General features: G+C 46.1%; 23 protein-coding genes and 2 pseudogenes. 9 read left to right on the top strand and 16 right to left on the bottom strand.

The features are described 5' to 3' along the window. Window positions 1–7: 7 nt before the first annotated feature. The 8 genes and pseudogenes from BLR50_RS07030 to BLR50_RS14865 form a co-directional block, all read right to left on the bottom strand. Window positions 8–1273, bottom strand: a complete 1266-nt coding sequence (locus BLR50_RS07030; RefSeq protein WP_092639967.1) for a CdaR family protein — start codon at window positions 1271–1273, stop codon at window positions 8–10. Beyond that, the gene (gene cdaA / locus BLR50_RS07025) at window positions 1270–2139 is read right to left on the bottom strand and encodes a diadenylate cyclase CdaA (protein WP_092640038.1); all 870 of its coding nucleotides are present in this window, start codon (window positions 2137–2139) and stop codon (window positions 1270–1272) included. The genes BLR50_RS07030 and cdaA overlap by 4 nt, the downstream gene beginning before the upstream one ends. A 153-nt stretch (window positions 2140–2292) precedes the next feature. Next, window positions 2293–3432, bottom strand: coding sequence for an aminotransferase class V-fold PLP-dependent enzyme (locus BLR50_RS07020; RefSeq protein ID WP_092639965.1), 1140 nt, complete (start codon window positions 3430–3432; stop codon window positions 2293–2295). A gap of 2 nt (window positions 3433–3434) precedes the next feature. Then, a complete protein-coding gene (locus BLR50_RS07015; protein WP_092639963.1) occupies window positions 3435–3653 on the bottom strand; it encodes a putative Se/S carrier protein in 219 nt (72 codons plus the stop codon). Between the two features lie 164 nt (window positions 3654–3817). After that, window positions 3818–4294, bottom strand: coding sequence for a 2-C-methyl-D-erythritol 2,4-cyclodiphosphate synthase (gene ispF / locus BLR50_RS07010; RefSeq protein WP_092639961.1), 477 nt, complete (start codon window positions 4292–4294; stop codon window positions 3818–3820). Between the two features lie 76 nt (window positions 4295–4370). Beyond that, window positions 4371–5093 carry a 2-C-methyl-D-erythritol 4-phosphate cytidylyltransferase gene (ispD, locus tag BLR50_RS07005; RefSeq protein WP_242871709.1) on the bottom strand — a complete coding sequence of 241 codons (723 nt, stop codon included), beginning with the start codon at window positions 5091–5093 and terminating at the stop codon, window positions 4371–4373. Between the two features lie 108 nt (window positions 5094–5201). Continuing rightward, on the bottom strand, window positions 5202–5993 hold the full coding sequence (locus BLR50_RS07000; RefSeq protein WP_092639957.1) for a polysaccharide deacetylase family protein: 792 nt from the start codon (window positions 5991–5993) through the stop codon (window positions 5202–5204). Between the two features lie 175 nt (window positions 5994–6168). Then, window positions 6169–6290: pseudogene (locus BLR50_RS14865) on the bottom strand (IS256 family transposase); the annotation flags it as partial. A 551-nt stretch (window positions 6291–6841) separates the two neighbouring features. On the opposite strand from BLR50_RS14865, the gene BLR50_RS06990 reads away from it, so the two are divergent. From BLR50_RS06990 to BLR50_RS06980, 3 genes are all read left to right on the top strand, one after another. Further along, window positions 6842–8563, top strand: a complete 1722-nt coding sequence (locus tag BLR50_RS06990) for an extracellular solute-binding protein (RefSeq protein WP_092639953.1) — start codon at window positions 6842–6844, stop codon at window positions 8561–8563. A 62-nt stretch (window positions 8564–8625) separates the two neighbouring features. Continuing rightward, window positions 8626–9612 carry an ABC transporter permease gene (locus tag BLR50_RS06985; RefSeq protein ID WP_242871708.1) on the top strand — a complete coding sequence of 329 codons (987 nt, stop codon included), beginning with the start codon at window positions 8626–8628 and terminating at the stop codon, window positions 9610–9612. Window positions 9613–9626: 14 nt separating this feature from the next. Beyond that, on the top strand, window positions 9627–10541 hold the full coding sequence (locus tag BLR50_RS06980) for a carbohydrate ABC transporter permease (RefSeq protein ID WP_205408677.1): 915 nt from the start codon (window positions 9627–9629) through the stop codon (window positions 10539–10541). Window positions 10542–10543: 2 nt separating this feature from the next. Here BLR50_RS06980 and BLR50_RS14810 read toward each other — a convergent pair whose 3' ends face one another. The 4 genes and pseudogenes from BLR50_RS14810 to BLR50_RS06960 all read right to left on the bottom strand — a co-directional run. Next, entirely contained in the window at window positions 10544–10789 is a 246-nt protein-coding gene (locus BLR50_RS14810; RefSeq protein WP_092639950.1) for a DUF6171 family protein, read from the bottom strand. 10 nt (window positions 10790–10799) lie between these two features. Beyond that, complete coding sequence (locus BLR50_RS06970; protein ID WP_092639948.1) at window positions 10800–12272, bottom strand: alpha-N-arabinofuranosidase; 1473 nt, start codon at window positions 12270–12272, stop codon at window positions 10800–10802. 155 nt (window positions 12273–12427) lie between these two features. Next, entirely contained in the window at window positions 12428–13789 is a 1362-nt protein-coding gene (locus tag BLR50_RS06965) for a family 43 glycosylhydrolase (RefSeq protein WP_092640034.1), read from the bottom strand. A 36-nt stretch (window positions 13790–13825) separates the two neighbouring features. Continuing rightward, window positions 13826–14557, bottom strand: a pseudogene (locus BLR50_RS06960) (alpha/beta hydrolase); the annotation flags it as partial. 452 nt (window positions 14558–15009) lie between these two features. Between BLR50_RS06960 and BLR50_RS06955 the strand changes: the two are divergent. After that, window positions 15010–15741 carry a hypothetical protein gene (locus BLR50_RS06955; protein ID WP_092639946.1) on the top strand — a complete coding sequence of 244 codons (732 nt, stop codon included), beginning with the start codon at window positions 15010–15012 and terminating at the stop codon, window positions 15739–15741. Window positions 15742–15828: 87 nt separating this feature from the next. Further along, window positions 15829–16893 (top strand): M23 family metallopeptidase, encoded by a 1065-nt coding sequence (locus tag BLR50_RS06950; protein ID WP_092639944.1) that lies wholly within the window; start codon window positions 15829–15831, stop codon window positions 16891–16893. Between the two features lie 63 nt (window positions 16894–16956). Here the strand turns inward: BLR50_RS06950 and BLR50_RS06945 are convergent, their stop codons facing one another. Next, window positions 16957–17982 carry an SDR family oxidoreductase gene (locus tag BLR50_RS06945; RefSeq protein WP_092639942.1) on the bottom strand — a complete coding sequence of 342 codons (1026 nt, stop codon included), beginning with the start codon at window positions 17980–17982 and terminating at the stop codon, window positions 16957–16959. Between the two features lie 131 nt (window positions 17983–18113). Continuing rightward, window positions 18114–19325 carry a hypothetical protein gene (locus tag BLR50_RS06940; RefSeq protein WP_143008063.1) on the bottom strand — a complete coding sequence of 404 codons (1212 nt, stop codon included), beginning with the start codon at window positions 19323–19325 and terminating at the stop codon, window positions 18114–18116. Between the two features lie 278 nt (window positions 19326–19603). Here BLR50_RS06940 and BLR50_RS06935 point away from each other — a divergent pair, with 278 nt between their 5' ends. From BLR50_RS06935 to BLR50_RS06920, 4 genes are all read left to right on the top strand, one after another. Next, a complete protein-coding gene (locus BLR50_RS06935; protein WP_092639938.1) occupies window positions 19604–20809 on the top strand; it encodes a cofactor-independent phosphoglycerate mutase in 1206 nt (401 codons plus the stop codon). Window positions 20810–20936: 127 nt separating this feature from the next. Then, window positions 20937–22376 carry an aminoacyl-histidine dipeptidase gene (locus tag BLR50_RS06930; protein WP_092639936.1) on the top strand — a complete coding sequence of 480 codons (1440 nt, stop codon included), beginning with the start codon at window positions 20937–20939 and terminating at the stop codon, window positions 22374–22376. 150 nt (window positions 22377–22526) lie between these two features. Beyond that, complete coding sequence (locus tag BLR50_RS06925; protein ID WP_092639934.1) at window positions 22527–23930, top strand: oligosaccharide flippase family protein; 1404 nt, start codon at window positions 22527–22529, stop codon at window positions 23928–23930. Then, on the top strand, window positions 23927–24745 hold the full coding sequence (locus BLR50_RS06920; RefSeq protein WP_092639932.1) for a GNAT family N-acetyltransferase: 819 nt from the start codon (window positions 23927–23929) through the stop codon (window positions 24743–24745). Before BLR50_RS06925 ends, BLR50_RS06920 begins: the two co-directional genes overlap by 4 nt. 99 nt (window positions 24746–24844) lie before the next feature. Here BLR50_RS06920 and BLR50_RS06915 read toward each other — a convergent pair whose 3' ends face one another. Both BLR50_RS06915 and BLR50_RS06910 read right to left on the bottom strand, forming a co-directional pair. After that, window positions 24845–25432, bottom strand: a complete 588-nt coding sequence (locus BLR50_RS06915; RefSeq protein WP_092639930.1) for a flavin reductase family protein — start codon at window positions 25430–25432, stop codon at window positions 24845–24847. Window positions 25433–25571: 139 nt separating this feature from the next. After that, window positions 25572–26255 carry a DUF3298 and DUF4163 domain-containing protein gene (locus BLR50_RS06910; protein WP_162840355.1) on the bottom strand — a complete coding sequence of 228 codons (684 nt, stop codon included), beginning with the start codon at window positions 26253–26255 and terminating at the stop codon, window positions 25572–25574. Window positions 26256–26410: the final 155 nt, after the last annotated feature.

Raw genomic sequence — 26410 nt, 5'->3', positions numbered from 1 at the left:
ATTTTAACTATTTTTCTTTTACCGAGATAACAGCTGAATAATCGCCAAAGGCCCATACCGTGCCACGGGAAGGAACGAATATCTGTACCGGCACCTTATGCGATCCTGTACTTAGATCAATTTCTGAAAGATCAATCTCTCCGACAATATCGTTGGCCGTAATCTTATCCAGTATATCCGGCGGGCCAACCAGCTTGATGTTACTAACACCCCTGGATTCCAGCTTAACCATATAGTTTTCCGGTTCGTTGATAAAATGAATGTTGGCGCTTTTGATATTGAACTTGCGTTCTTCAAAGCCGGATGACGCAATTTTAACCATAACTTCGGTTACATTCTGAATATTGGCAAAGCCTTGGGGTAAGTCTAAATCAAATAATTTTACATATTCCGGCCCAATTTCTTTTAAGGAAACATAACCGATGTTAATGCTAGATTGCGTGTCTACTGTTTCAGCAGGACCCGCAATTTCTATTTCATTAACCGAAAGCGTATAATCCAAGTCAGAAATCGGGAAGCCCTCCGGTACATTCGTGAACCCCACATGGAGAGGCAGCACCTTCTTTTTAAGCACCGGAATAGTAACTTCCGCGGTATCCTTATCGAGTTTCATGTTTCCAAGCTCTATTCGCTTGCCTGAAGCGTCATAGAGCACAATCGGCCCTTTTTCAATGTCGGTTTTATTCAATGTCTCAGGCAGTTCCGGCTCCACCATACATCTGGTTACGCGTGAAACCTCGGCCTCCGGGCCCGAGATTGTAACCTCGGTAGGTGTAATATAGTATGCTTCCATAATATAACCGTCTGGAACAGTAAGTTTGGAAAGATCAACACCCAAGGAAATCTTTTTTGATACATAGCGGTCGAATTTGGCAGAAACAAGAATAGGCGTTTGAGGCTGCTGGATATCATAATCGGTATTCTGTAGTTTCTTACTTACCTGCACTTCAACCGAGTATGTACCCGGAGCATCAACACCTACAAGAGAGGCTTTTGCAATAAAATTATCGGGGGTGAGCTCGCCAACCGTTGCTCGGTTCCCGGTAACCTCAATACTTACTGTTTCATTTTGACCTGAAATAACGCTTAACCCAAGCTTATCCAAACTGGTTTTATCGTAGGTAACGGGAATGCCATTCACCCTCATGCTGAATGTCGGTTCTACAATCCAAGCAATAATTACCCATACAATAATGCCTAAAAGAACCGATATCACCATAAGAATACGGTCGTTATAGATAAGCCGTTTAAACGAAAACTTGTTCTTTTTCATTTGGATTTCACCTTCCAGAAGGATGGACGCTTTTCGGCGAGCTCGGCGATCTTAGAGGTAAAGAGTGTTTTTTCCAGCCGTTCCGCTAACGTTTCACTGTCAAAATTACGGGTAAGCTTACCGTTCTCAGCCACCGAGATGATACCGGTTTCCTCCGAAACAATGATTACGACAGCATCGGAGTTTTCGCTCATGCCCAAAGCCGCACGGTGACGGGTACCCAGGGTTTTACTGATGGTATGGTTTTCGGAAACCGGCAGAAAGCAGCCCGCTGCGTACAGCTTGCCGCCTCGGATAATCATGGCTCCGTCATGAAGCGGAGAGTTCGGAAAGAAAACGTTGCCAATAAGCTCCACGCTTGGATCGGCATTAATAATCGTTCCGGTTTTTATTATCTCGCCCAGCTTGGTCTCTTTTTCTATTACAATCAGCGCACCGATCTTCTGGCGCGAAAGAAAGCTTGTACTGTCACAGATTGCAGAAATAGCAGTACGCCAACGGCGTTCCTGCTCATCTGCGTCTACATCCCCGGGGGTGAACATACTCAGCCCGATACGCGTTCTGCCCACCTGCTCCAGCGCGCGGCGAAGCTCGGGCTGGAACACCACCACCAATGCGGTTACGCCAAGAGAAAGGAGATTTTTAAGTAAAAAGCTCATCGCAGTCAGTTGCAGCTGCGCTACGAGCAGATAGCCGATTGCCAGCAGCGCAAAGCCTTTTACCAACTGCTCTGCGCGGGTATCGCGCACAAGCTTAATAACCTTATAGATAAGGTACGATACGATGGCAACATCAAGAAAGTCTTGAAACCGAATGGTTTGAAGGCCTTTGAGTATTTTATCCCATATACTTAAAAAGTCAATCACTATCTCCACCACCGTATAGGCACAACATTTACCTGCCAGGACAAGCTTTGAGCCTGAAAATACACCTAAATATATTGTAACATATTTACCGGCTATTTCAATGCCGAAAGTATAGAAAAAACGCCTCGTAATTTAACAAAATTCCATTTAAAATTAAGCCTGTTCCCTCATTCTTTTCAGTTCAAACAAGAAGCGTTCCACCTGCTCGTGCGTATTAAACAGCGAAAAGCTCGCCCTAACGGCGCCCGCTTCACCCGTTTTAAGCTTGTTATGTGCCAAAGGTGCACAGTGGTAGCCGCCCCGCAGGGCGAACCCTCGCTTGCTCAGCTCTTCCACTACGGTTTCGCTTCTGCTTTCTCCCAGATTAAAGCACAGCACAGGCAGATGGGTTGCTACCTGCGGGCGTTCGGTATACAACCGAATGCCGTTTATCTTGGTTAGCCCGTCGTAAAGGGCCTGCGTAAGGGCAAGCTCATGTTTATATATCTTATCTATTCCAAATGTATCTACAAAGTGCAGCCCCGCGCGTAAGCCCGCAATACCGTAGGTATTCAGCGTGCCGGATTCAAGCTTATCGGGCATGATGGGCGGCTGATCTGCTAAGTACGATTGGCTGCCGGTACCGCCCTCCATAATGGTTTCGAGCATCTCACCCTTATCGGTGATGAGCATACCGGTTCCGGTTGGCCCATATAGCCCCTTATGCCCGGGCATACATAAAAAATCGGCTTGTTGAAGCGATTGCCTTACAACGCCGGCCGTCTGGGCGCAGTCGAGGAGCAGTAGCAGATTATACCTTCTGCACAGCTCTGCAAGGCCGTCGCAGGGCAGCATGATACCGCACAGGTTGGAGCCTGCCGTGCAGGCAATCATACGCGTTTGAGAAGTAAGACAGCTTTCGAAGGAACGCACCGTTTCGGCAAAGTCAGCCTCATATACCCGCGCTATGCTAAAGGTTATCTTCCCGGCTTTGGCAAGCCGGTACACAGGGCGGAACACCGAGTTGTGCTCCAAATCGGAGATTACAACATGCCCGCCGCTCTCCATAACGCCCTTTATGGCGATATTCAGCGCGTGTGTACAGTTCTGAGTGAAAACTACATTCTCAGGCTCTGCATCAAACAGCTTTGCCGCAAGCTCGCGGGTTTCGTAAACCTTCTGTGCCGCAAGCATCGAGAGGCGATGCCCGCTCCGGCCGGGGTTTGCGCCGTAATAGGAGGCACATTCCCCGACAGCCTTTAAAACCGTACCCGGTTTTTGCATGGTGGTAGCCGCATTATCAAAATAGATCATGGCTATTCACCATTTATCGCAATCAGATAGGTGATATTCGCACCGGCGAGCAACCCCACGGCTTTATCGAAGGCATAATGTACATTTAACCGATATTGGCAGGTTCTGAGCAGATTATCCTGTGTTTTTATAATATCTGCCTTAATACCGTTTCGCTGCAACAGGCTTTGCGCCTTCATGGCATAGGTGATGGTTGAAAAGGTAATTACACCGTTCCCCATATCTTAACACTCCTTCATCCGGGACAAAAATGAAACGATACACACGTATACCGCATAATTCATCTTATGCCGGACAGCCGGAGTTGGAACATAGATTCTGATGAACTTCCTGTAGATATACTGCCTAATCAGGCTATTTTGCTATGGAGTAATTCAAGATAATTTTAAACAGTTTCTAATAGGCACACTGCATGGGCGGCCAACCCTTCACCCGTACCGGTAAAACCTAAACCCTCCTCTGTGGTGGCCTTTATGCTGACGCAGGAAAGGTCGCAGCCGACTGCCTGTGCGATATTGAGCCGCATGTCTTCAATATACCTCGCGAGCTTGGGCGCCTGCGCGATAACGGTCGCATCAATATTACCCACACGATAGCCCTCCCGCCCAATCAGCAACGCAACATTACACAGCAGCCTCATACTGTCGGCATCTTGATAGGTGGGGTCGGTATCGGGGAAATACTTGCCGATGTCACCCAGCGCGAGCGCACCGAGCAGGGCATCCATCACAGCATGCGTAAGTACGTCCGCATCCGAGTGGCCCAGCAGCCCTTTATCGTAGGGAATAGTTACCCCGCCGATAATCAACAGCCTGTCCTTTACCAGTCGGTGAACATCATATCCGTGGCCAATCCTAAACATAGGTGTCACTCCTTTTTAATTTTGCTGCATTGCATAATACTTTTTTAGCTTAGACTGTCATTATGATCGGTGCGCTCTAATTATCAACAGCGGCAGTAACAAGAATCTGTGCAAACAGCATGTCCTCCGGCGTTGTGATTTTAATGTTTGTATAATCGCCCGCGGACATAGCCACAGGGTGGCCTGCCTGTTCAAACAGCTGGCAGTCGTCGGTAAAGCTTAACCCTTTTTGCTCGGCCTGCCTTAACGCCTGACGATATGGCTCGGCACGGAACATCTGCGGGGTTTGGGTGATATAGAGCACGCTGCGGTCGGGAGTTTGGATCACCATGCTTTTTGCGTCCACACGCTTGATGGTATCCTTTACCGGCACGCCTGCGGTTGCGGCACCATATTCCATCGCATCTGCAATAACGGCGTTAATCGTATGCTGAGAGACCAGCGGGCGTGCGCCGTCGTGGATAAGGTAATATTCGGCCTCCTTAGAGGTGCAGGTAATCCCCTTGGCAACCGACTCCTGCCGCGTTTCGCCGCCGCTAACCACCTCACGAACCTTGTTAAAGCCAAACTCCCGAGCCATCGCGGCAATATCCATAATATTCTCGCCTCTGGTTACAACCACAATCTCACGGACAAGTTCGTTCTGCTCAAAAGCCCGGATGCTTTTAGCTACCACCGGCATATCGCCTATCATAAGCAGTTGCTTGTTAACCCCCTCCCCCATTCGGGAGGAACTGCCTGCCGCAACAATTACCGCCGAAATAAACGGCTGCTGCTTTTTCTTCATCGTAAGCTTCATGCCTTTCTTATATGTAAAATGTCGGGTGCCGTATTTGCGTTGAAATGCACCGTATTAATAATGTTATTATACCATAAAAAGCTACAAAACAAAAAGGGGACCATAAGCTTACCTTGTGTGCTGAATACCCTGATAATCAATGGTATAGTCACCGGTATAGATTAATTCGCTGACCTTAACAAAGCTGTAGCCCTGCTTTCGCAGACTGGCGATGATTCCCGGCAGAGCAGTGCGGGTGTTCTCTATTGCAGTGTGAAACAGGATTATCGAACCATTATCCGCTTCCTTCAATACGCGGGTGGCAATCTCATCCGGTGAGGGTTTTTTCCAGTCTAGACTGTCGATTGTCCATTGCACTGGAATATGGTTGAGTTTTTTTGCTAACTCGATTACTGTATCGTTATAGCTTCCCGAAGGGGCGCGGAAGTACTTGGGGAAAACCCCTGTAGCCTGTTGGATTACCGCATCCGCTTTAGTGATGTCGGCTTCTATCTGCGAAGCGGTGAGCTTGGTCATATCGGGGTGTGCATAGGAATGATTTCCGATTTCATGCCCCGCCTCGGCAATCAGCTTTGCCTCCCGCGGGTTCTTTTCGGCCCACTGGCCTACCAGAAAGAAGGTACTCACCACATCCTGTTGCTTTAAAAGGGCCAGCAAAGCGGGAATGTCGTCTGCCTCCCACGCGGCATTAAAGGTAATGGCAAGCTGCTTCTTTTCGGTGGCTACCCCATAGATAGGCAGCTGCCGTGCGCGGTCAAAGCTCCATGCGGGGGTGTAGCTTGCCGCAGGCACCGCGATGTGCTCCAGCGGACCCGCAATCAGCACCAAGATGATTAATCCCGCCAAAGCTAAAATGCCTGCCGCCAGATGCTTTTTGGTAATCATCAGATAACGCTTCACCCAAACCCGCTCCCCCGTTTTGAAGTCGCACACTTGTACGATTCTTTATATGCGGGGCTGCTTGTACGGTATGCTTGGGGCACATTAGGGGCAACTGCCAACTATATAATCAAATTAGTGCTTTCAGACAGCGGCAGCGACTCCCTTACCTATCAGTACAGCGATAGCAGCATTTATCAACCATTGCCAGACACAGCATTTTCAGCAGGCTGTCGTCCGTCGGAAAACCGACTTTGCCTTTGTCCCCCTTCGGAGCTGGCGGTTGAAACCCCCGATGATGCTTATTGTGTAAAAAAGTCTATGGCATATCTGAAAGAAACGGCCGAAACCGAAGCGGCCTTACAGGTGTTTGCCATGAACATCTCCACTGCTTGCGGGCGCTTTTGCGCCTGCTTTTCAAGGGCAATTTATACTGTTTCAGCAGCATTCTATTGGCCTGGTTCCGGTTTGAACGTTTTTTAAGTTGGCCCTACTTATCAATATAGATTTACACACCCTGCAGCTTATAAAATGAAACTTACTATCACTAAATTATAATCAATAGATACTGAAAGGAGTTTTCCTGTGTAAGTAACCTTGATTTACCCCACTACTATGTGGGTTTGTGGGGCATTGGGGTGAGCAGCAAACTTTTTGCTCCTTATACCATTCCTCCCGCGATATAAAATTTGTGAATGATTCACGAAATAATTGGTGTGCACGTGTGTTATTTTGTGTGTATTGCGTGCGTGCGTGCGTGCGTGTGTAAATATGGACATCCACTATTTGTTATGTTAGTATTTTATATATCGGGTAACATTTTAATGCGGTTTTATAAATTTACATAAAAGAAATAAGGAGGTTTTCTAATGAAACTCAAGAAAATTCTAGCCGGCACCATGGCAGTGTGCATGTTGATTGCAATGTCAGCATGTTCCAACAGCCCAGCAAGCGTCCCATCTTCAAGCAGCGAGGATTCTGGCAGCAATGCGACAAGTAGCACCGAAAGCAGCAACAAGGTAGTTTTGTCACCGGATAAGCCTGTAACACTTACGGCATGGATTACCACACAAGAAACTGCACCAGCACCAGATAACAAGATTACAAAACTCATTAAAGATGAGCTTGGTGTCACAATCGAATATCAAATAGTTACTCCGGACAACGTTGACCAAGCAATTGGCGTTATGATTGCCGGCGGCGATTATCCTGACCTCGTTGGTACGACAGACCTTAAATTACGTCTGTTGGAAGCCGGCGCATTGCGTAAACTTGACGATTACTTGGCAACGGGCAATTACCCGAAGCTTTCCGAATATGTTGAACCGTACGTTAAAAGAATGAGTTACATCGGTACTGCGGTAGAAAAGGGTTTATACATATTCCCCAATTACAACCGCTTCTTTGGCGAAATCCAGGGCGGAACACACTGGGGCACAGGCTTTTGGATTCAAAAGCGTGTATTAGTCGATGCGGGCTATCCTGATCTTAGCAACATGACACTGGAGAAATACTTCGGGCTGATTGAGAATTTTATGGCTAAAAACCCGAAAACTGAAGGCCAACCTACAATCGGATTTGAAGTTCTTGCAGCAACAGGACATGAATGGGGCTTAACTAATCCGCCTCAGTTCCTTGCGGGATACCCGAATAATGGCGGTGTTATTGTTGACGACAAAAATGTAGCAACCATTTTTGCGGATAAGCAAATAGCAAAAGATTATTTCCAGGTTTTGAATAAGGAGTACGCTAAAGGCGTTATCGACTCTGAATCGTTTACCCAAACTTTTGATCAGTATTTAGCAAAGTTGGCTACCGGGCGCGTGCTTGGCATGCATGATCAGCGCTGGGACTTTGGTACAGCGAATGACGCGCTTGTAGCAGCCGGCAAACCGGAGCTTACATGGGTTGCCTGTATGCCTACTTATGAAGGTGTGCAGCCTTGGTATATGGACCGCGATGTTATGAACATCAATCAAGGCTTTGGCGTTTCCGTTACCTGCAAGCAGCCGGAAGTTGCACTTGCATTCCTGGATACTATGCTTACTGATAAGTGGCAGAAAATTATCTCTTGGGGCATCGAAGGCGAAGACTATATGGTTGACAAAGACGGTAAATTCTATCGTACACAGCAGCAGCGCGACAATTACAATAACGTAACTTGGCGTGCAAGCAACCGTCTAATGGCTCTTCGCGATGTACTGCCTAAGCACAACGGGTCGTTCGATGACGGCAATGCTTTCAGTCCTGATGACCAGCCAAGAGAGTTCTTTGATTCGTTGCTTAAATACGATCAGGACTTCCTTAAGAGCTACAACAAGCAAACATGGCGTCAGTTTATGAATCAGCCAAAGGATAATCCCGCATACTATCCTTGCTGGAATATTGCACTATCTGATGAAGTTAACCAAATCAATCAGCAGCTTACAGATGCTAATGTGCAGTATCTGCCAAAGATTATTATGGGCTCTACCGATAGTTTTGAAAAGAACTGGACAGAATATGTAGACGCTATCCATAAGGTTAATGTGAAAGCGTATGAGGATGCCATTAACGCTGGTATCCAAGAGCGTGTTAAGAACTGGCAATAATGCTTAATAGACCATAATAATATTGGGGGGGCAGGTAATGCCCCCCCTTTGGAGGAATTGGTTTGGCCGAAATTGCTGTAAAAAAGAATAACGATTTGGACGTAACTATAGTAAAAAAGAAAAATAAGCTAGGCGCAAAGATTATAGCGCAGCGTGGGCTCATTTTAATGAGTGTACCCATTTTGCTTTATAAGATTCTGTTTGCTTATGTGCCTATATATGGTTGGCTAATTGCATTTCAAAATTACAAGCCCCAGATACGCAATATATTCAAACAGCAGTGGGTTGGTCTTGACAACTTTAAGAAGTTATTTACAGGGCTAATGGGAGATCGTTTTATCCGTGACATTATTAACACCCTTGGGCAGAGCTTGTTGACACTTATACTGAGTACCGTTTTTGCCATAGTGCTTTCGTTAATGCTCAACGAGGTAAAGAATACTGCTTTCAAGCGTGTGGTGCAAAACATTACATATATGCCCCACTTCCTCAGCTGGATTATTGTAACGGGGCTGGTTTCGGTAGCCTTGTCGCTGCCGTCTTCGGGTGGTTTTATAAACTCTACCCTTATGGCGTTGCACCTCATTAAAGAACCGATACTTTTCCTATCCAAGCCAGACTATTTTTGGGGTATAGTGGCGGGCAGCAACCTCTGGAAGGAGCTTGGATGGAATACAATTCTTTATGTCGCGGCTATGACGGCAATTGACCCGACGCTTTACGAAGCTGCCGAAATAGACGGAGCGGGACGATATAGTAAGATTTGGAACGTTACCCTGCCCGGTATCCGACCGACAATTGTAATACTGCTCGTTATGTCTACGGGGTACATTTTACAGACAGGCTTTGAACTACCGTACTTCCTGGGCAACGGTGTTGTTGTTGAAAGGGCTGAAACAATTGATGTATTTGTTATGAGATACGGTTATCAGCTGGGCAACTACAACCTTGCCGTTGTTGCGGGTATATTCAAGACGGCTGTGGGGCTTGTCGTAGTCGGGCTTTCCAATTTTGTATCAGGTCGTCTTGGTCAAGAAACACTAGTATAGGAGGGAGCGTAAACATGAAATCCAAAAGAAAAACATTGACTTTTGAAAATGTTACATTTACAACGATTAACACGCTCATTCTTATACTGCTTTCCGTATTGATGATATATCCTTTGCTGAATACACTTGCAATATCATTAAATGACGGGTTAGATGCGGTTAAAGGCGGCATTTATATCTGGCCAAGGATGTTTTCGCTTAAGAATTACGAAATTGTATTGAAAATGCACACAATATACAATGCGTTTTTCGTTAGCGTAGCCAAAATGCTGGTTGTAACATTTACAAACATTATATTTACATCTCTTTTGTCTTATTCACTTAGCCGCCGCGAATACATTTTCAGAAAGCCTATAACAATTCTTATAATCCTGACCATGTATTTTGACGCGGGACTTATTCCAAACTACTTGCTCATTAAGGATTTAAACTTAATAAATACTTTTCAGGCGTATTGGGTGCCTAGTATTATAAGTGCTTTTAACTTTATTGTTATACGCACTTATATGAAGACAATACCGGAATCATTTATCGAATCCGCCAAGCTGGACGGTGCGGGTGAATTTTGCATCTGGTGGAGAATCGTAATGCCTTTGTGTAAGCCAACATTGGCGGTTATTGCGCTGTTTGTAGCGGTGGGCAGTTGGAACAGTTGGCTGGACACGTTGCTTTATGCATCCAGAGCTCAAAACCTTTCAACACTGCAATACGAGCTGCAAAAGCTGCTTGCGAGTGCTATGAACTCTACTGTGGCTAAAGGCGGTATGGCGGGCGCCCAGGCGATAGCAGGTACGGGCGGTCAGGTAACAACACCCTTAGCTTTGCGGGCCGCAATTACAATGGTAGCCGCAGTGCCTATTTTGTGCGTGTATCCGTTCTTGCAGCGTTATTTCGTTGTTGGGTTAACTATCGGCGGTGTAAAAGAGTAGTGTTACCACCTATTATAGGGGCAGTACATAATTTCTTTTGCCGCGCGCATCTCTACAAAGCATCCGCAAGCGGAACATATCCCCCCTATAAGATTATCACAGCTGTGACATAAGTTTAGCCGCCGGGAGTATTCAACCGGCGGCGTTCTTATTTCTTCGGGTATTGCTTCTACATATTCCTTTAATTGCTCTGCAAAACTACTTTCATCAAAAATAGTTTCGTTGCAGCGTAAACACTTTTTTCCCATGCTTATACCTTCATCCAATAGTAACGCTTAACACAGTGCTTCTTTCTATTGTAAAGGCGAAGCCCGTATTTGTGGCAGATATGTCTTTGAAATCCTCGTTTTTAACTTTATCGGGAGCAAAAAAGCTGTTGTGGGCGTTGGGTTCCCCAGTAAGAATATGCGCTGATACCGGCTTGCCGTTTGTACCTTGTATATCCAAGTCGATATGACGGCTTTGGTTGTGCGAAAGGTTGACAAGCGTAATGTTGATCCTGCCGTTGGAATCTTCGGATGCGGAAACGTGCAGATCTGGCACCATCGCCCCATCCGTGCCGATGAGCGAGGATTCGACATAACTTTCCAGAAGAGTTGCGTCTTGGTGTATTTTATAAAGATCAAAAACGTGGTAGGTTGGGGTTAGTAGCATCTTCTCACCATCGGTCAATATCACGGCCTGTAAAACATTTATCATCTGCGCGATGTTTGCCATCGCTACCCTGTCGCAGTGATTATTGAAAATATTAAGGTTTATCGCCGCCACAAGCGCGTCGCGCATCGTGTTCTGCTGATACAGGAAGCCGGGGTTTGTACCCGGTTCTACGTCATACCATGTACCCCATTCATCAACGATAAGCCCGACTTTCTTGTCAGGGTCGTATACGTCCATGATACGGCTATGGTTTTGTATGAGCTCATCCATATATAAGGTTTTCTTAAGCGTTGTATAGTATTCCTGCACCGAGAAATCGGTTGCCGAGCCCTTTTTCTCCCATGTGCCGGGGACTGTATAATAATGCAGCGACAGCCCGTCCATGAACTTCCCCGCTGCCGACATTAAAACATCTGTCCATTTGTAGTTTGCCGTATCCGGCCCACAAGCTACCTTATAGACCTTGTTGCCGTCATAGTTACGTATATAGGTCTGATATCGCCTGTACTCGTCTGCATAATATTCGGGGCGCATATTGCCGCCGCACCCCCAATTCTCGTTACCCACAGCGAAATACTTAACCTTCCACGGCTTCTCATGCCCGTTTGCAGCGCGTAAATCAGACATCGGCGAAATCCCGCCGAACGTCATGTATTCTACCCACTCGCTCATTTCCTGCACTGTTCCGCTTCCCACATTGCCGTTAATATACGGCTCGCAGCCAAGTTGCTCGCATAAATTCAAAAACTCATGCGTACCAAACGAGTTATCTTCGGTCACACCGCCCCAGTGGGTATTTACCATTTTTTTGCGCGCATTCTTCGGGCCAATCCCGTCCTTCCAATGATACTCGTCAGCAAAGCAACCGCCAGGCCAACGAAGCACAGGAATTTTAATCTTTTTAAGCGCCTTTACAATATCGGTACGCAGCCCATTAACATTTGGGATATTTGACCCTTCCCCAACATATATGCCGTTATAAATACACCTTCCCAGATGTTCTGAAAAATGCCCGTATATTTCTCGGTTAATCTTAGCACCTTTTTTGTTTGGGTTGATAATAACTTTACTCATAATACCCTCCATGAAATACAATTCATAGTCGTAAAACGTACAGTCACATACAACAGAGCATTTGATGTCTTAAATAAGTTTGGTTACCGGATGGCACCACAGCCATTGTAGAATAACTCAAAGCTTATATCACACATTTCAGTTCCTGCCACTCGTTATGCTAAACTAAATGATGCTAAGCTCGCAACGCCGTTTCCAACATACGTAAAATACAAGGCATTAACCCCGTTAGGGATTGCTATATCGGCGGAGAATTCTGTCCATACGTTGGTAAACTCGACAGGAATACTGCCCAAGGGCTTGGTGTTTAAAGACGTTCGCACTTCAAAAAAGCCGTCACAATATCCTCTGACTTTTATTTTGACTGTTTGTACTCCAACGCAATCAAAATATTTGAAACCCACAGTAACTGAATCTGTGATGCTGGCGACATAGCCTTGTTCCTTATCACCATCTCTGCCATCCTGCGTTATCTTCGGAAGCTGCTCCTGCGAACCATCGCAGCGAAACAAATTGCAGGCTATGTATGCGGGGTACTCACCATGCCCGGTAAAGGGGCATTTACTGCCCCCCAGAGACGTCATTTCCACCTGCCTGATTGTTCCGTCAGCATTTATTGCAATACGTTCCATGCAGCCTTGACGGGAAAACCACGTTCCATTTGTTTGCCTGTGGTAAAAGACATACCAATCGCCCATAATCTCCACTATACTGCCGTGATTGTTACCGCCGGGATAAGTACGCTTATCTGAGTCACAGTTACTTACAATGATGCCGCCGTATCGGAAGCCTTTTGTGGGATACTTGCTTGTAGCGTAGCACAATTCATTCATGGCGACAGATGAATATATAAAATAATAGGTGTCTTTATATTTTCGTATGGAAGCTGCCTCAAAATATTCATGCCCTTCAAAAGATGTTCCTTTGCCATAACAGCTTCCGGGAGCAATAAAAACTGGTTCTTCCGTAATTGTAAGCATATCCGGACCAAGCACGGTTGCCATCGCACCTGTTCTGGTCTTGTCTCCGGCTGAGCAAAACCCGGTATATAAATATGTAGTAGTTCCTTCCGTCAAAACGCCGGGGTCAAATTGAGGTTCGTCACCCTCACGCTCACCCAGCCGTGTTCCGTCGGCATAATGCACATAGCCGTAAAATTCATATTTCCCAGCGGGGGAATCGCATACCGCCACCGATACAACCGAAACCTTATCGAGTACATAGTATAGGTAATAGCGCCCGTCAGGTCCGACAGTAACATCCGGAGCGTAAAGGCACATTCTACCGTCGGGGTTTAATGGGTCATCGGTTTTTTTATAAATTATCCCTTCGTACCGCCAAGCACCTAAATCGTCGACAGGCGCAGACCAGCACGCGTAATCGTTTAAGCAGAAAACCTGGCCGTTAAAACGGTCATGCGAGCCGTAAACATAAACTCTTCCGTTAAAAACATAAGGCTCGGCGTCTGGGATATACTCCCATGACGGAAGGTATGGGTTAACGCATTGTTTTTTTATAGGATCATTCAACAGCCATTGTATACTTGGCTCTAAAGCTTTACTCCAATAATGCCAGTCATGAACTCCCGTTCCTTCTACATATGTAACCGGAATACCATGGGCATCCAAAAACGCTTTAAACATGCGATTTTCATTGATTAGAAAATCCTCCGTTCCGCAAGACATATAGATTTGAGGTAGTGTTTTCCCGGCCTTTACTAATTCTTCAGCTAAATATTCCGGATTATTTGCACTACTTTCCAGCTTGCTCAGATCTCCAAAAACGGAATGATAATAATCGTAATCTGCCATTTTGTGCGGACATGGGGTGTCTTCCTTCATATTACTGATGGTATGTACTATTAGCGCAGATGATAAAGCGAAAACTTTGCCGAAGGTATCGGGGTATTTAAGCGCATTAAGCAGCGCACCGAAGCCGCCCATGGATAAGCCGCCGATAAAGGTATCATCACGCGAGGAAGAAAGGCCGAAAACATTCCGCGTGTAGTCCACCAGTTCAACACCGATGTATTGACTAAACGCTTTGCCCGTACCTTTTGCATCCAGATAGAAGCTGTTTTCACCGGAAGGCAGGATCACGGCAAGATTGTACTTTGAGGATAGTTCACTTACAGGGCTGTTAATAAGCCAATCCATATTGCTGCCGCAATATCCGTGGAGAAGATACAAGGCTTTACAGGTTGTCAAGTCATCGGGCAGCAGAATATTAAAATTAACCGTCCGTTGCAGAGAATTTGAAAAAAAATCCACTTTAGCTAAAGCCATTCCTATCGCTTCCTTTATCAGAATTATAAAAGCAGAGATAATCGTTTATTTTTAATTCATCATTGCATGTGTAAACTTAGAATAAAACAATGGCATATTATATTCCTAATTGTACCATAACGATAATTAATAGTCAAACTATGTTCGGTTTTACAAGTGCAAAAAACCGGGGCGCATCCAAACGGCATTTCATACCTTTCCTTTTCGGGAGATACAACGGATAAGCGGTAATATTACATCCTAACCACAATGCTTTCGGCAGATATATTGCAATTAAATCGTTAGCATTTTTTGGATATAAGACAATATTCCATTACAGTCCGGATTAAAGATCAGCGCCGCATGAATGGGATTATTTGACATTTTTCTGTTGATTTTATATGGGAAGTGGCATTACTATTAGGTAAGTAAAGTGGAGGTTAATCGCGAAAGCATAAAGGAGGCTGACATGCTTGAACACCAATCTAACGAATAGTTCTGCCAATGTGCTTGCTAAAAATACAAAGCAGGTTTCCGCTGCGGGTACGGGGTTAAGGCTGCTGAAAACCGCCTGCTTTGCCGTAGTAATCGCAGCAACGGGTATTCTGTTTATCTGCTTGGGTATTCCCTGGTATATCGGTGCGGTAATCATAGCGATTGCACCTTTATTGATAATACTGGACGTAATCTCACTGATTAGGAATTCTGATGTGCGGCTGGATGAGACGAAGCAGCCGGAGCTTGATACATTAGAGCTGGAGGCTGACGAGGTGCTTACAGCCACCATTCCTGCGGTTAAGCGGTTTGGGGCTGCACGAAGCAATGGTGTAATGGGTGCCCCTAAGGTTATAGCCCCAGAAAATGCGCTGATTATTACGAACAAAGCAATTTGGGCTTTGACTGTTCCGCTTCAGGGGGTGGATAAGATTATAGGAGGAACAGACATGGGCAAATGGCAATGGATGAGCGCATATGAGGATATTATTAACGGGCTGAACCGGATGGTCTCCTCCCTGCCATTCGAAGAGGTGCTGAAACAGGGACGAGCCAAACGCCTGATGAAGCTGGAAGAGCTGCAATCAGCAAAAGCCCTGCCATATACCTATGCCATCTCGTTTGCACGGGCAGACGGTAAAAAATTCGGGTACAGCATACGGCTGCAAGAGGATTTTGAACGGGCTAAGGTATTTTTGGGAATACAGTAAACTTCTCTGCTGCATAGTGTTGCCGCTTCTAAATCTTATTTCATAATCATACTTTGGATTAAGAAAACAAAAGTGGTGATGCGCTTTATGCTTAAGCGAAAGATCCCGTGGTTTTGGGTGGCTGTTGTATTGATTTGCGCGGCCATTCTCGTAAACCTAGCCTGCATCCTGTTTTATTCACCTGCCGTGCCCGCAAACACCGAAAACTGCAAGTTCATCAAGTGGGTAGACTTTACCGTCACCGAAGAGGTGATGGAACAGACGATGAAGTTGGATATTGACAGCCAGAAAGCTGGCGTAAAACTAGACTGGGTAGATTTAATCGCCTACCTTGCAGCCAAATACGGCGGCAACTTTAAGCGATTTAAAAGCAGCGATCTTGATACTGTTGTAGAGAAGCTGCAGGCAGGTACTCCCATGTTGGAGCTTACCAAGGATATGAAGTATTACGACTATTATCGAGAGGCCTATGGCGCGGTGCTGGATAACCTTGTGGGCAATTATAAGATACAAACTACCGAATCCCTTGAAAAGGGGACGGTGGAATATGAGGAAAAATACGGCTTAAAGGCCTACTCCCCCATTGCGTATGGCTACAGCTTTGCACATTATGACGATTTTGGCAACCCCCGCAACTATGGCTTTCGCCGCAACCATCTGGGACACGACCTGATGGGTAGTATCGGAACGCCGATTATCGCGGTGGAATCCGGAGTGGTGGAGGAGATGGGCTGGAACCGATTCGGAGGCTGGCGCGTAGGAATCCGAAGCTTTGACGGCAAACGTTTTTACTACTATGCCCATATGCGCAAGAACCGTCCCTACCACGCCGACCTGAAAAAGGGGGCGGTGGTAAAAGCGGGCGATGTGATTGGCTACCTTGGCATGACCGGTTATTCCAATACCGAGAATGTCAATGGGATGAACGTACCGCATCTGCACTTTGGGATGCAGCTGATCTTTGACCCGTCTCAGGCTGAAGGCGCAAATGAAATCTGGATTGACACCTATCAGTTGGTTAGCTTTCTGGAGCACCACAAATCGCCCGTTGAACGGAACGATGATACTAAGGAGTACTATCGCAAATATGCGTTTATAGATCCGTCGGTGGAGGCATTAAACGGTAAGATACCGCAATTCGCCACACCATAAAAACATAATGCGCCTGCCCTGGCATGTACTGCAAGGGCAGGCGCAATTTTATTATAATGAATTTCAGCCGAACACCGCTTTTAAAGCCTGTTGCTGAGCGACAACGACCTTATCGCACCATGCATCAAACTCCGGGTCGTCGGTTTGGTATTCAGGGTGAGAAAGGATAAAGTCCACCGTCTGGCGGATGCCCTCGTCAAACCGTACAGTAGCGGTAAACCCGGGAACAAAACGCTTAAGCTTAGCGTTATTAAACACCACCGAATTGGCTTTGTCGCCCAGCAACGCCCCGCCGTAATCTACACCGATTAACATCCCGCAGGCCGCAAGGAAATCGGAGGCCACATGCACTGCATTCAGCTTTACACCCAGCGCAGTTGCGATGCTTTCATAAATCTGGTTCCATGTAACGGTTTCGTCAGAGGTAATCTGCACCGTTTCGCCGAGTGCATGGATATTGCCCATCAGCCCGATAAAGGCCCTTGCGAAATCGCTGCTGTGCGTCATCGTCCAAAGCGAGGTGCCGTCGCCATGTATAATCACAGGCTTACCCTCCAGCATACGCTTTGCAACCGGCCAGCTGCCCTTGCTGCCATGCACGCCGAGGGGAATTGAACGCTCGTCGTAGGTATGGCTTGGCCTTACAATAGTAATTGGGAAGCCCTTATCACGGTACAGCCTAAGCAAAAACTCCTCGCAGGCAATCTTATTGCGGGAATAAGCCCAGTAAGGGTTTGCCAGCGGGGTTCCCTCGGTAATACAGTAATCAGAGAGCGGCTTCTGGTAGGCGGAGGCGGAGCTGATGAAGATAAACTGTCTGGTTTTATCCTTAAAAAGACGGTAATCGCGCTCCAGCTGCGACGGGACAAACGCGATAAAATCGGCAACCACATCAAAGCTTAAGCCTTTAATAAGCGCGGCTACGGCCTGTTCATCGTTAATATCCGCTTTAAGCTCTTTCGCGCCGTCCGGCAGCAAATTATTTCGATTGCCGCGGTTAAGCAGGTAAAGCTCACAGCCATTTTGAATAAGCTGACTTGATATAGCCGTACTGATTGTGCCGGTACCACCGATAAACAGTGCTTTCATATGCTTCTCCCTATAAATTTTTTATTGTTAAAAGCCTTTCAAATTATAAAATAATTATACTCATTACAACTAACATTTTCAATCAAAAGGCCTTAACAAAGGTTATCTCTGTTAAGGCCTTAATATAAATCTTAACCGGCACCCGTTTCCGGAATGGTTGGCCGTGGCGTAAACCGAAACTCCTCCTGTATCATCTTCCAAGCATCCTGATAAAAATTGTTGCTTAAATCCAAATCAAATTCCGAAGACGATGAGGAATCGGCTGAGTTCCTTTTTACGATTACCGGAACCCCTAAAAGAACAGAAAAATCACCCTGAGAAGTATTGCTAAGCAAAAGCAGAAAGCTGCCAGCCATTGACGGAGTAACAGTAAAGGTATTTCTCCCGTTCTTTTGGGCAAAAAGTGAAGATGGTGTATCCTGATTTATGTTTAAGTTAAAGCCATCCAAGCAGCTGATCTGAACGTCTTGGGTAGAGCCGATTTTTGTATTGATTATGGGAGACTGCGGGGAAACCAACATATTAAAACTATTATCATAGACACCACTTATACTGCTGTATGAGGTGACAACCGCAATTTTTGAACCATCATGCAGCACAACCCCGTATCTCGCATTAACCGCGCCTCCCTTAACATCGGCTTCGGCGCCCTTGAGCAGCTCTATACCGATGCCTTGGTTTACATTGATGGAACCGCTTGTTATATTCAAAATCAAACCATCTTCAGCCCAAACACCGTATTCTTCGCCTTTTACGGCGCCTCCGTCGAAAGTAATTGTTCCGTTTTGTGCCTTTATACCGTTGTTAATAATACCACCGGTGAATTTAAATGAATCAAACCGATTTAAATGCAATCCGTTTGTAATTGATCCCCCCTTTATGGTTATATCGGAACCCTGATTGTAACTGACTGCTCCGTTTACAGTACCACCGTTAATATGTACGATACCGCCGACAGAGTAAACAGCATCGCCCTTTTCGGCGGTAACAACCGCTCCGCTGTTAAGCTCCAGACAGCCACCGGAGGCAACGTTTACCGGCGACCTGCTCCCTTTTATCGTACCCGCATTACAGATGAGCTTTGCTGCCGAAACAGTAAGGCGGTAATCCCTTGTGTCTATGGTAACAGCTTTATTGATTATGAGCTCTTGGGTTAGTGTAATATTTGAAATAAAAGTAATCGTGTCACCATCCAGGGCGTTTTCCAGGGTTTCTGCCAACTGCTCTTCTGTTGCAATATTCAAGGCTGTGGCAGAAAGCAAAGGCATATTTAAGGAAGTAAGAGAAAACTGCAGAACCATCACAGTAGCTAATGACGCTAGTCTTTTGATAACCTTCTTCATAAGCACACTTCATTTCCATATATTTCCTATTGATAGTATAATCTATTTGGCAACAATTATCCTGTCGTTTTACATCGATTGATTCAACTGCAAGCCGTGAACAATTCCATACTAATGTGGTTTTGCGTTCAGCACATGGCGTTTTTTACAGGGATACGGCAAAAACTGTTGCAAAAAGCCGATAAGCAAGCGTATAATAATACCGTTAAGTTTTTCACAGAGGATATACAACAATACATAAGCCTTTGTTTACATATAGAAAGGATTTGTGTCTTTACATGAAGTATCTGGTTTTGCTTTGCGATGGTATGTCGGACTATGCAGTGAATGAGCTGGGCGGAAAAACCCCCATGGAGGCAGCTGACAAGCCGCTGATGAACCGTTTGGCCTCCCGTGCGGAGGTTGGGCTTCTGAATACGGTAGCCGAGGGCTTAAAACCCGGCAGTGATGTTGCCAACCTTTCGGTGCTGGGATACGACCCGTTTAAATACTACTCCGGGCGTTCACCGCTGGAGGCTGCAAACATTGGGGTTGATTTAAGCAATGATGACGTTGCTACGCGCTGCAACCTTGTTACGCTTTCGGATGAGCCTGATTTTGCGCAGAAAACAATGGTAGACTACTGCGCCGACGATATCTCCACTGCCGAGGCAGATATCCTTATAAAGTATCTGCAGGAGCAGTTAGGCGACGAGGTATTCTCGTTTTACACCGGTGTAAGCTACCGCCACTGTCTGGTGTGGAAAAACGGCCCCGATAAGATAGGCGCGCTTACCCCGCCGCATGATATCACAACCCAGAAGATTACTGACTACCTGCCCCAGAACGAACAATTTCTTGAGCTCACCCAAAAGAGCTACGAGCTTTTAAAGAATCACCCGGTAAACCTCAAACGCATGGCTAACGGCCACCGCCCGGCAAACAGCATATGGCTATGGGGCAGCGGTAAGAAGAAGCCGCTGGAGGACTTTCAGAAGAAATACGGCCTGAAGGGCTCGGTAATCTCGGCGGTTGACCTGATTAAAGGTATCGGCAGGCTGGCAAGCCTTGAGGTAATTGATGTGGCGGGCGCCACCGGCTATATCGACACCAACTTTGAAGGAAAGGCTCAGGCCTGCATTGACGCATTCAAACGCGGGCAGGACTTTGTATACCTGCATGTGGAGGCTCCCGATGAGTGCGGGCACCGTGCCGAGATTCAGAATAAGGTAAAGGCGATTGAGTATATCGATAAGCGCATTCTTGCTCCTGTGCTGGAGGCGCTGAACACCTACGACGATTACAAGGTAATGATTCTGCCCGACCATGCTACACCGCTTGCCCTTCGCACCCATGTGGGTATCCCCGTGCCGTACCTCATCTACCATAAGCGCTCGGAGAAGGAAAGCGGCGTGGTGAATTTCAGCGAACAGTCCGCTGCGGATACAAAGGTTTATTTTGACACCGGATATCTGCAGATGGACAGGTTTTTGGATAAAAAATGAGTTGCGGAATACTTGCATATAAAAAGCATAACCTAATATAAAATGGCTGCCCTCGCTTGTAACGGCGGGGGCAACGATATGTTTTAACCATTATATTGATGACATTACAGTAAGGAGTACACTTATCATGAATTATATTATTAAGGGCTATGAGCCCGAAAAGGTCTTTCATTTTTTTGAGGAGATCAGCGCAATCCCGCGTTCCTCTGGTAATGAGAAGGAAATCAGCGACTACCTGGTAAGCTTCGCAAAGGCTCACGGGTATGAGTATTATCAGGACGCCATCTGTAATGTTGTCATCCGCAAGCCTGCCTCCGAGGGATTTGATGGACTTCCGGCCATAGCGTTTCAGGGGCACATCGACATGGTATGCGAAAAGAATATAGGTACAGTGCACGATTTTTCGCGCGACCCGCTGAAGCTTGCAGTGAAGGACGGTAAGCTCTTTGCCAAGGGCACCACGCTGGGGGCGGATAACGGCATCGCGGTTGCCATGATGCTGGCCCTGCTGGATGACGAAAGTATCAAACACCCCGCGCTTGAGTGTATCTTCACCGTAATGGAGGAAACCGGGCTAACCGGTGCCGCCGAGCTGGATAAGAGGCAGGTTACGGCACAGTATATGATCAATCTGGACGCAGAGGATGAAGGCATTGCAACCGTAAGCTGCTGCGGGGGTATACGCACACACTTAAAAAGAGCGGTGAACTTTGAGCCTGTTAAGGGCAACTGTATGGCAATCAGCCTGGGCGGGCTTGCAGGCGGCCATTCAGGTATGGATATCGACAAAGGACGCGCGAATGCCAACAAGCTGATGGCACAGGTGCTTTCATGTGTAGCAGAGCGTTTTCCTTTACGCCTGATTCGAGTTGATGGCGGCAATATGGATAATGCTATCCCACGCGAATGCTGCGCCGTAATAGCTGCCAGTGCCGCCTTGAGTGAAATTATGAAGATTGTTGAGGATGTAAGGCTTTCCATTGCAAAAACACTGCACAGTGACGACAGCGGCTTCGCCCTTTCGGTTAAACCGTGCAGTACAACGGAGATGCTGACCGCTGAAGCCTCCAATAATATATTGATGCTTATGAATGCAGTCCCCCACGGCGTACTTGCTCGGGGAGAAGAGAATTTTATTGAAAGCTCCACCAACTTTGCCTCTATTCATACTACTGAAAACTGTGTGGAGTGCATCTTTCTTACCCGCAGCGTTGTTGAGGATAAAAAACATGAAATTGTTGCAAGTATAGAGCAAACAGCGGGTGCACTTGGCTTTAGTGCTTCCCATTCGGGCGATTACCCCGGATGGGCTTATGACGCACATTCTCATCTGCGGGAGCTTGCCTCAAAAAGTTACCGTGAGCTTTTTAGCAAGGAGCTTAGGCTCAATGCCATTCATGCGGGCCTGGAATGCGGATTATTCAAGGCAAAGCAGCCGTCGCTTGATATTCTGGCAATCGGGCCGAATATTGCTGAGGTGCATACGCCCAATGAGCGGCTGGATTTGGACTCGTGCAGACGGATATGGCAGCTGATTCTCTCCATTCTTGATAAATTGTGTGCATAAACGGAGAATATTTACATATTCGTAGTATATTCTAAAAACTTGGCATGATATAATGACTTTGTATGTTTACCCTCTTTGGGAACGGATACTTCATGAATCTAGGCTAGGTGATAAATCGGCCTAAGAATACAGCGTAGGGAAATATCGACGATGAATCAATACAAAAAGCTGCTTTCCAACACCTTAATATTTGCGATAGGTCAACTGGGTACCAAGATACTGATGTTTCTGCTCATGCCAATCACCACGCATATTCTTGCCCCTGAAGAGATGAGCACGGCCAGATTGGTATCTAACACCGCTAACTTTATTATACCGATCACCGCCGTATGTATCGGTGAGGCGGTAATTCGTTTTGCCCTTGAAAGCAAAACACATAAGTCGGATGTATTCTCCGCCGGTATTTTAACTGTCTTGGCTGGTTTCGCCGTCTTTTTAATGTTCTACCCGCTGATGGATTTGCTCCCTTTTACCAAGGGATATACCGTTCTTCTTTATCTCTATGTACTTGCCTCCTCCTTAAATGGTGTCTGCGCACAGTTTGTCCGCGCGAAGGGCTATGTGCGGTTATATGCGTTTGACGGTGTCCTCAACACATTGATGTATTTTGTTTTTACTTTGTTAGGTCTTATTGTATTCAAGCTTGGTATAGTCGGTTATGTGTTGTCTACCATTCTCGCCGATTTTCTTTCTGCGGTATTTCTTATCTGGATTGCGGAACTTTGGCGGTACTTCAAGATTAAAAAGCTGGATAAACAGCTATGGAAATCGATGCTTTTGTATTCGCTGCCCCTAATTCCAAACACCGTGTTCTTTTGGATAATCAGCCTTTCCGACCAGTACTTTGTAACTGGCATTGTCGGTTCAGCAATAAACGGTCTCTATACCACTTCCTACACCATTCCAAATCTACTGGTTGTGGTCTCAACTTTCTTCATGCAGGCCTGGCAGCTTTCTGCCTTTACAGAGACCGATGAAAGGGTAAGAGCAAGATTCTACACGACCGTATTCGATGCCTACCAGTCGTTACTATTTGTGGCTGGGTCTGCTTTAATTTTGCTGATACAGCCCATTACCAGAATACTTGTTAGCAAGAACTTCTTCGATTCTTGGATTTATGTACCCTACTTGATTGTAGCAATCGTATTCAACTGCTTTGGATCCTTCTTTGCAAGCATTTACATGGCTGAAAAGCGCAATGTCATGACTATGATTACTACCTTTTCCGGGGCCGCCCTGAATGTAGTATTGAATATTATATTGATTCCAAAATTCGGTGCCAATGGAGCATCGTTTGCTACCTTTGCCAGCTATTTTGTCGTATTTGTCTTCCGTTGTATTCACTCTCGTAAATATTTAAAAGTGGACGTAAGTTGGGCTCGCCTGATTATAAGCACAACGATACTAATACTACAGGCTGTTATTATTATTCTGCAGATAAAGTATTGGATTGTGTTTGAGATTGCGTTGACTGTTATTGTCTTGCTGGTGAATGCCAAAACCCTCATTACAGCACTGTTTAAGCTATTCGAGAGAAGGAAGCACACAGCATGAATATTCAGCCGGCTTCTTCAGGTGACCTGCGAATCGTTCATGGGATAGTAACGCACACCATTCAAGCGGTTTACCCGAGGTATTATCCCGGCGAGGTGGTTGAATTCTTTTTAAACCACCATAGAGAGGAAAACATCTTAATCGATCTTCAAAACGGCAAAACTTATTTAGTTACCGATAATCAAAAAATTGTTGGTACGGGCAGCTTGGATAAAAATCATATCACGCGCGTTTTTGTGCTTCCCGAACACCAAGGTAAAGGATACGGCACATATCTAATGGATTATCTGGAAGGAATGATTGCGAAGGATTATCCTGCCGCAATTTTAGACGCATCGCAGCCCGCGATGGGGTTATATTTAAAGCGTGGCTATATCACCACTGAAAATCTGCAGATTGTTGCTGCTCATAACCGGGTATTATGCTACCCGGCTATGCAAAAACTTCTTCCCTTTGCAGAGGCTTCTCCAGAAGAGTTTTCGTATGATGGACGTACCTTTCTTGCGGTTGAGAACAGCGAGAATGGTGAGGTCTCGCAAAAAACAATATTTCGCTATCATCAGAACGATGATACCGTTTGGGCGGAGTATTCCGGCGGCGAAATCAGCAAGGGCTTATTAATTGGGAAAGTGCAAAACGGCGGTTTAAGCTTTACATACCAGCACATAAACCACCAGGGGCGGCTTAGGATGGGTAAATGCCTGAGCAGGCCGCAGCTTCTGCCGGACGGAAGGCTGCGTTTAAACGAGCGCTGGCAGTGGCTGAATGGTGATTGTACTGCCGGTAGTTCTATAGTAGAGGAGATACCGGATTAGGAGTAAATAGTTCTGTTTCAGCAGAGATACTTATTATGTTAAGAACAGGCACGAAGCCGTTTGGTTTCGTGCCTGTTCTTTAAATTTATATATTGATATCTATCTATTCTTCGGCTTACCGGATGAAGGCTTTTTGCGAACGGTATATCCGAATTTGCCCAGCCGTTTGCCAAGCGCAAAGTATTCGCCGTGAGAAAAGGCGGCCAGCCCACATTTATGCAGCATCAGCTTGCCCTGCTCGTCGATATACTGCTCGTCTACATCCACACACAGAATCTCAGCTAGAAACATATGATGGCTGCCAAGCTCCTTTATTTCGGTTACGCGACACTCAAGGCTCACGGGGCTTTCGGCAACCAGCGGCGCCGAAACCATAGAGGCAGGGGCGGCTGTCAGCTTCATATCCTTAAACTTATCGGTGTTTGCACCGCTCTTAACCCCGCAATAATCCGCCGCACGCACCAGATCGGCAGTAGTGAGGTTGACTACAAATTCGCCGGATTCCTTTATCAGGTTGTAAGAATAACGTGTGGGCCGCACCGAGATATAGGTCATGGCCGGGTCGGAATTGATAATACCTGTCCATGCTATGGTTAAAACGTTTGGCGACTGCATGGTACCGCAGGATACCATCGCCGGAGGCACCGGTGCAAGCAGGGTGCCCGGTTTCCAAACCACTTTACTCATTGAGGGTCTCCCTTCTGTTGCATAATTATATTTTAATTATACCATATTAGGAGATTATTGCAACCCCGCATGGATGTATCAGCTTATATTTATGGGCTTATGCGAGATTTCTAAGTAAGGTTATAACGAGAGACTAGTATTACCTGCACTGAGGGCGCAGCACACAGCCAAGTTCATAGGGAAGTATAAATACCGGTATACCCGAGGCATAAGGGGCAATCTCGTACTGCTGATAATAAACGGCTACCCCCTCCATGGTGAGGTAGAAGCTGCGCTGGTTGAAATAGCGTGCAACCAGCCTTTGGTAATCATCAAAATAGAAGCCGGTTCCCTGCTCTATCTGCTCGGCTATTTGATTGTTAATGGCCTGCATTGCGTAGGCTTTATAGCTTACCGATGAGGGAAACATATCGCACAGCAACAGGCAGCACTCCTTGCTCAGGCTCCATGTATCGGAGCTTCTGACAGTTGCACCGTGGGCGCCGCCTTTATATTCATACTTATCAAAGTAAAGACTAATCGTGCAGTCACAATTATAGGTTACCTCAAAAACTATGTAGGCCTCAAACATATGAAACGGATAGCCGTTTGACACCGCTTCATCATATTGTTTACTTGCTTCGCATAATAGCTGCTGTACGCAGGTTTGTTGAAAGGTAATCGCCCGAGCCTTGTAAAGCAGGTTCAGTTCCCCAAGCATACGCTGAAAAAAGATACCCGTAAACTTTGGGTATTCAATCTTGTAATGCAGCACCTTAACGTCCTTGTAGGTTAATTCACCCTCTAGGATGATTTTATCTACCGTTACATTTTGTTTTTTCACAACCGCCACCTCCAGTACAAGCATATGCGCTAATAATGAAGTACATGCCTGCCAACAATAAAATGCGCAGGCGGCTAAAGCTTGCGTTTCATAACCTAACATGGTAGAATACGTGTAATAATATACCCTGTAGTTTACAGGAAGAACGTTTAGCA

It is taken from the genome of Acetanaerobacterium elongatum, from assembly GCF_900103835.1.
Taxonomy (GTDB): domain Bacteria; phylum Bacillota; class Clostridia; order Oscillospirales; family Ruminococcaceae; genus Acetanaerobacterium; species Acetanaerobacterium elongatum.
The sequence above is the reverse complement of the archived record's forward strand: the minus strand, read 5'-3'. Positions and strand labels throughout refer to the sequence as shown.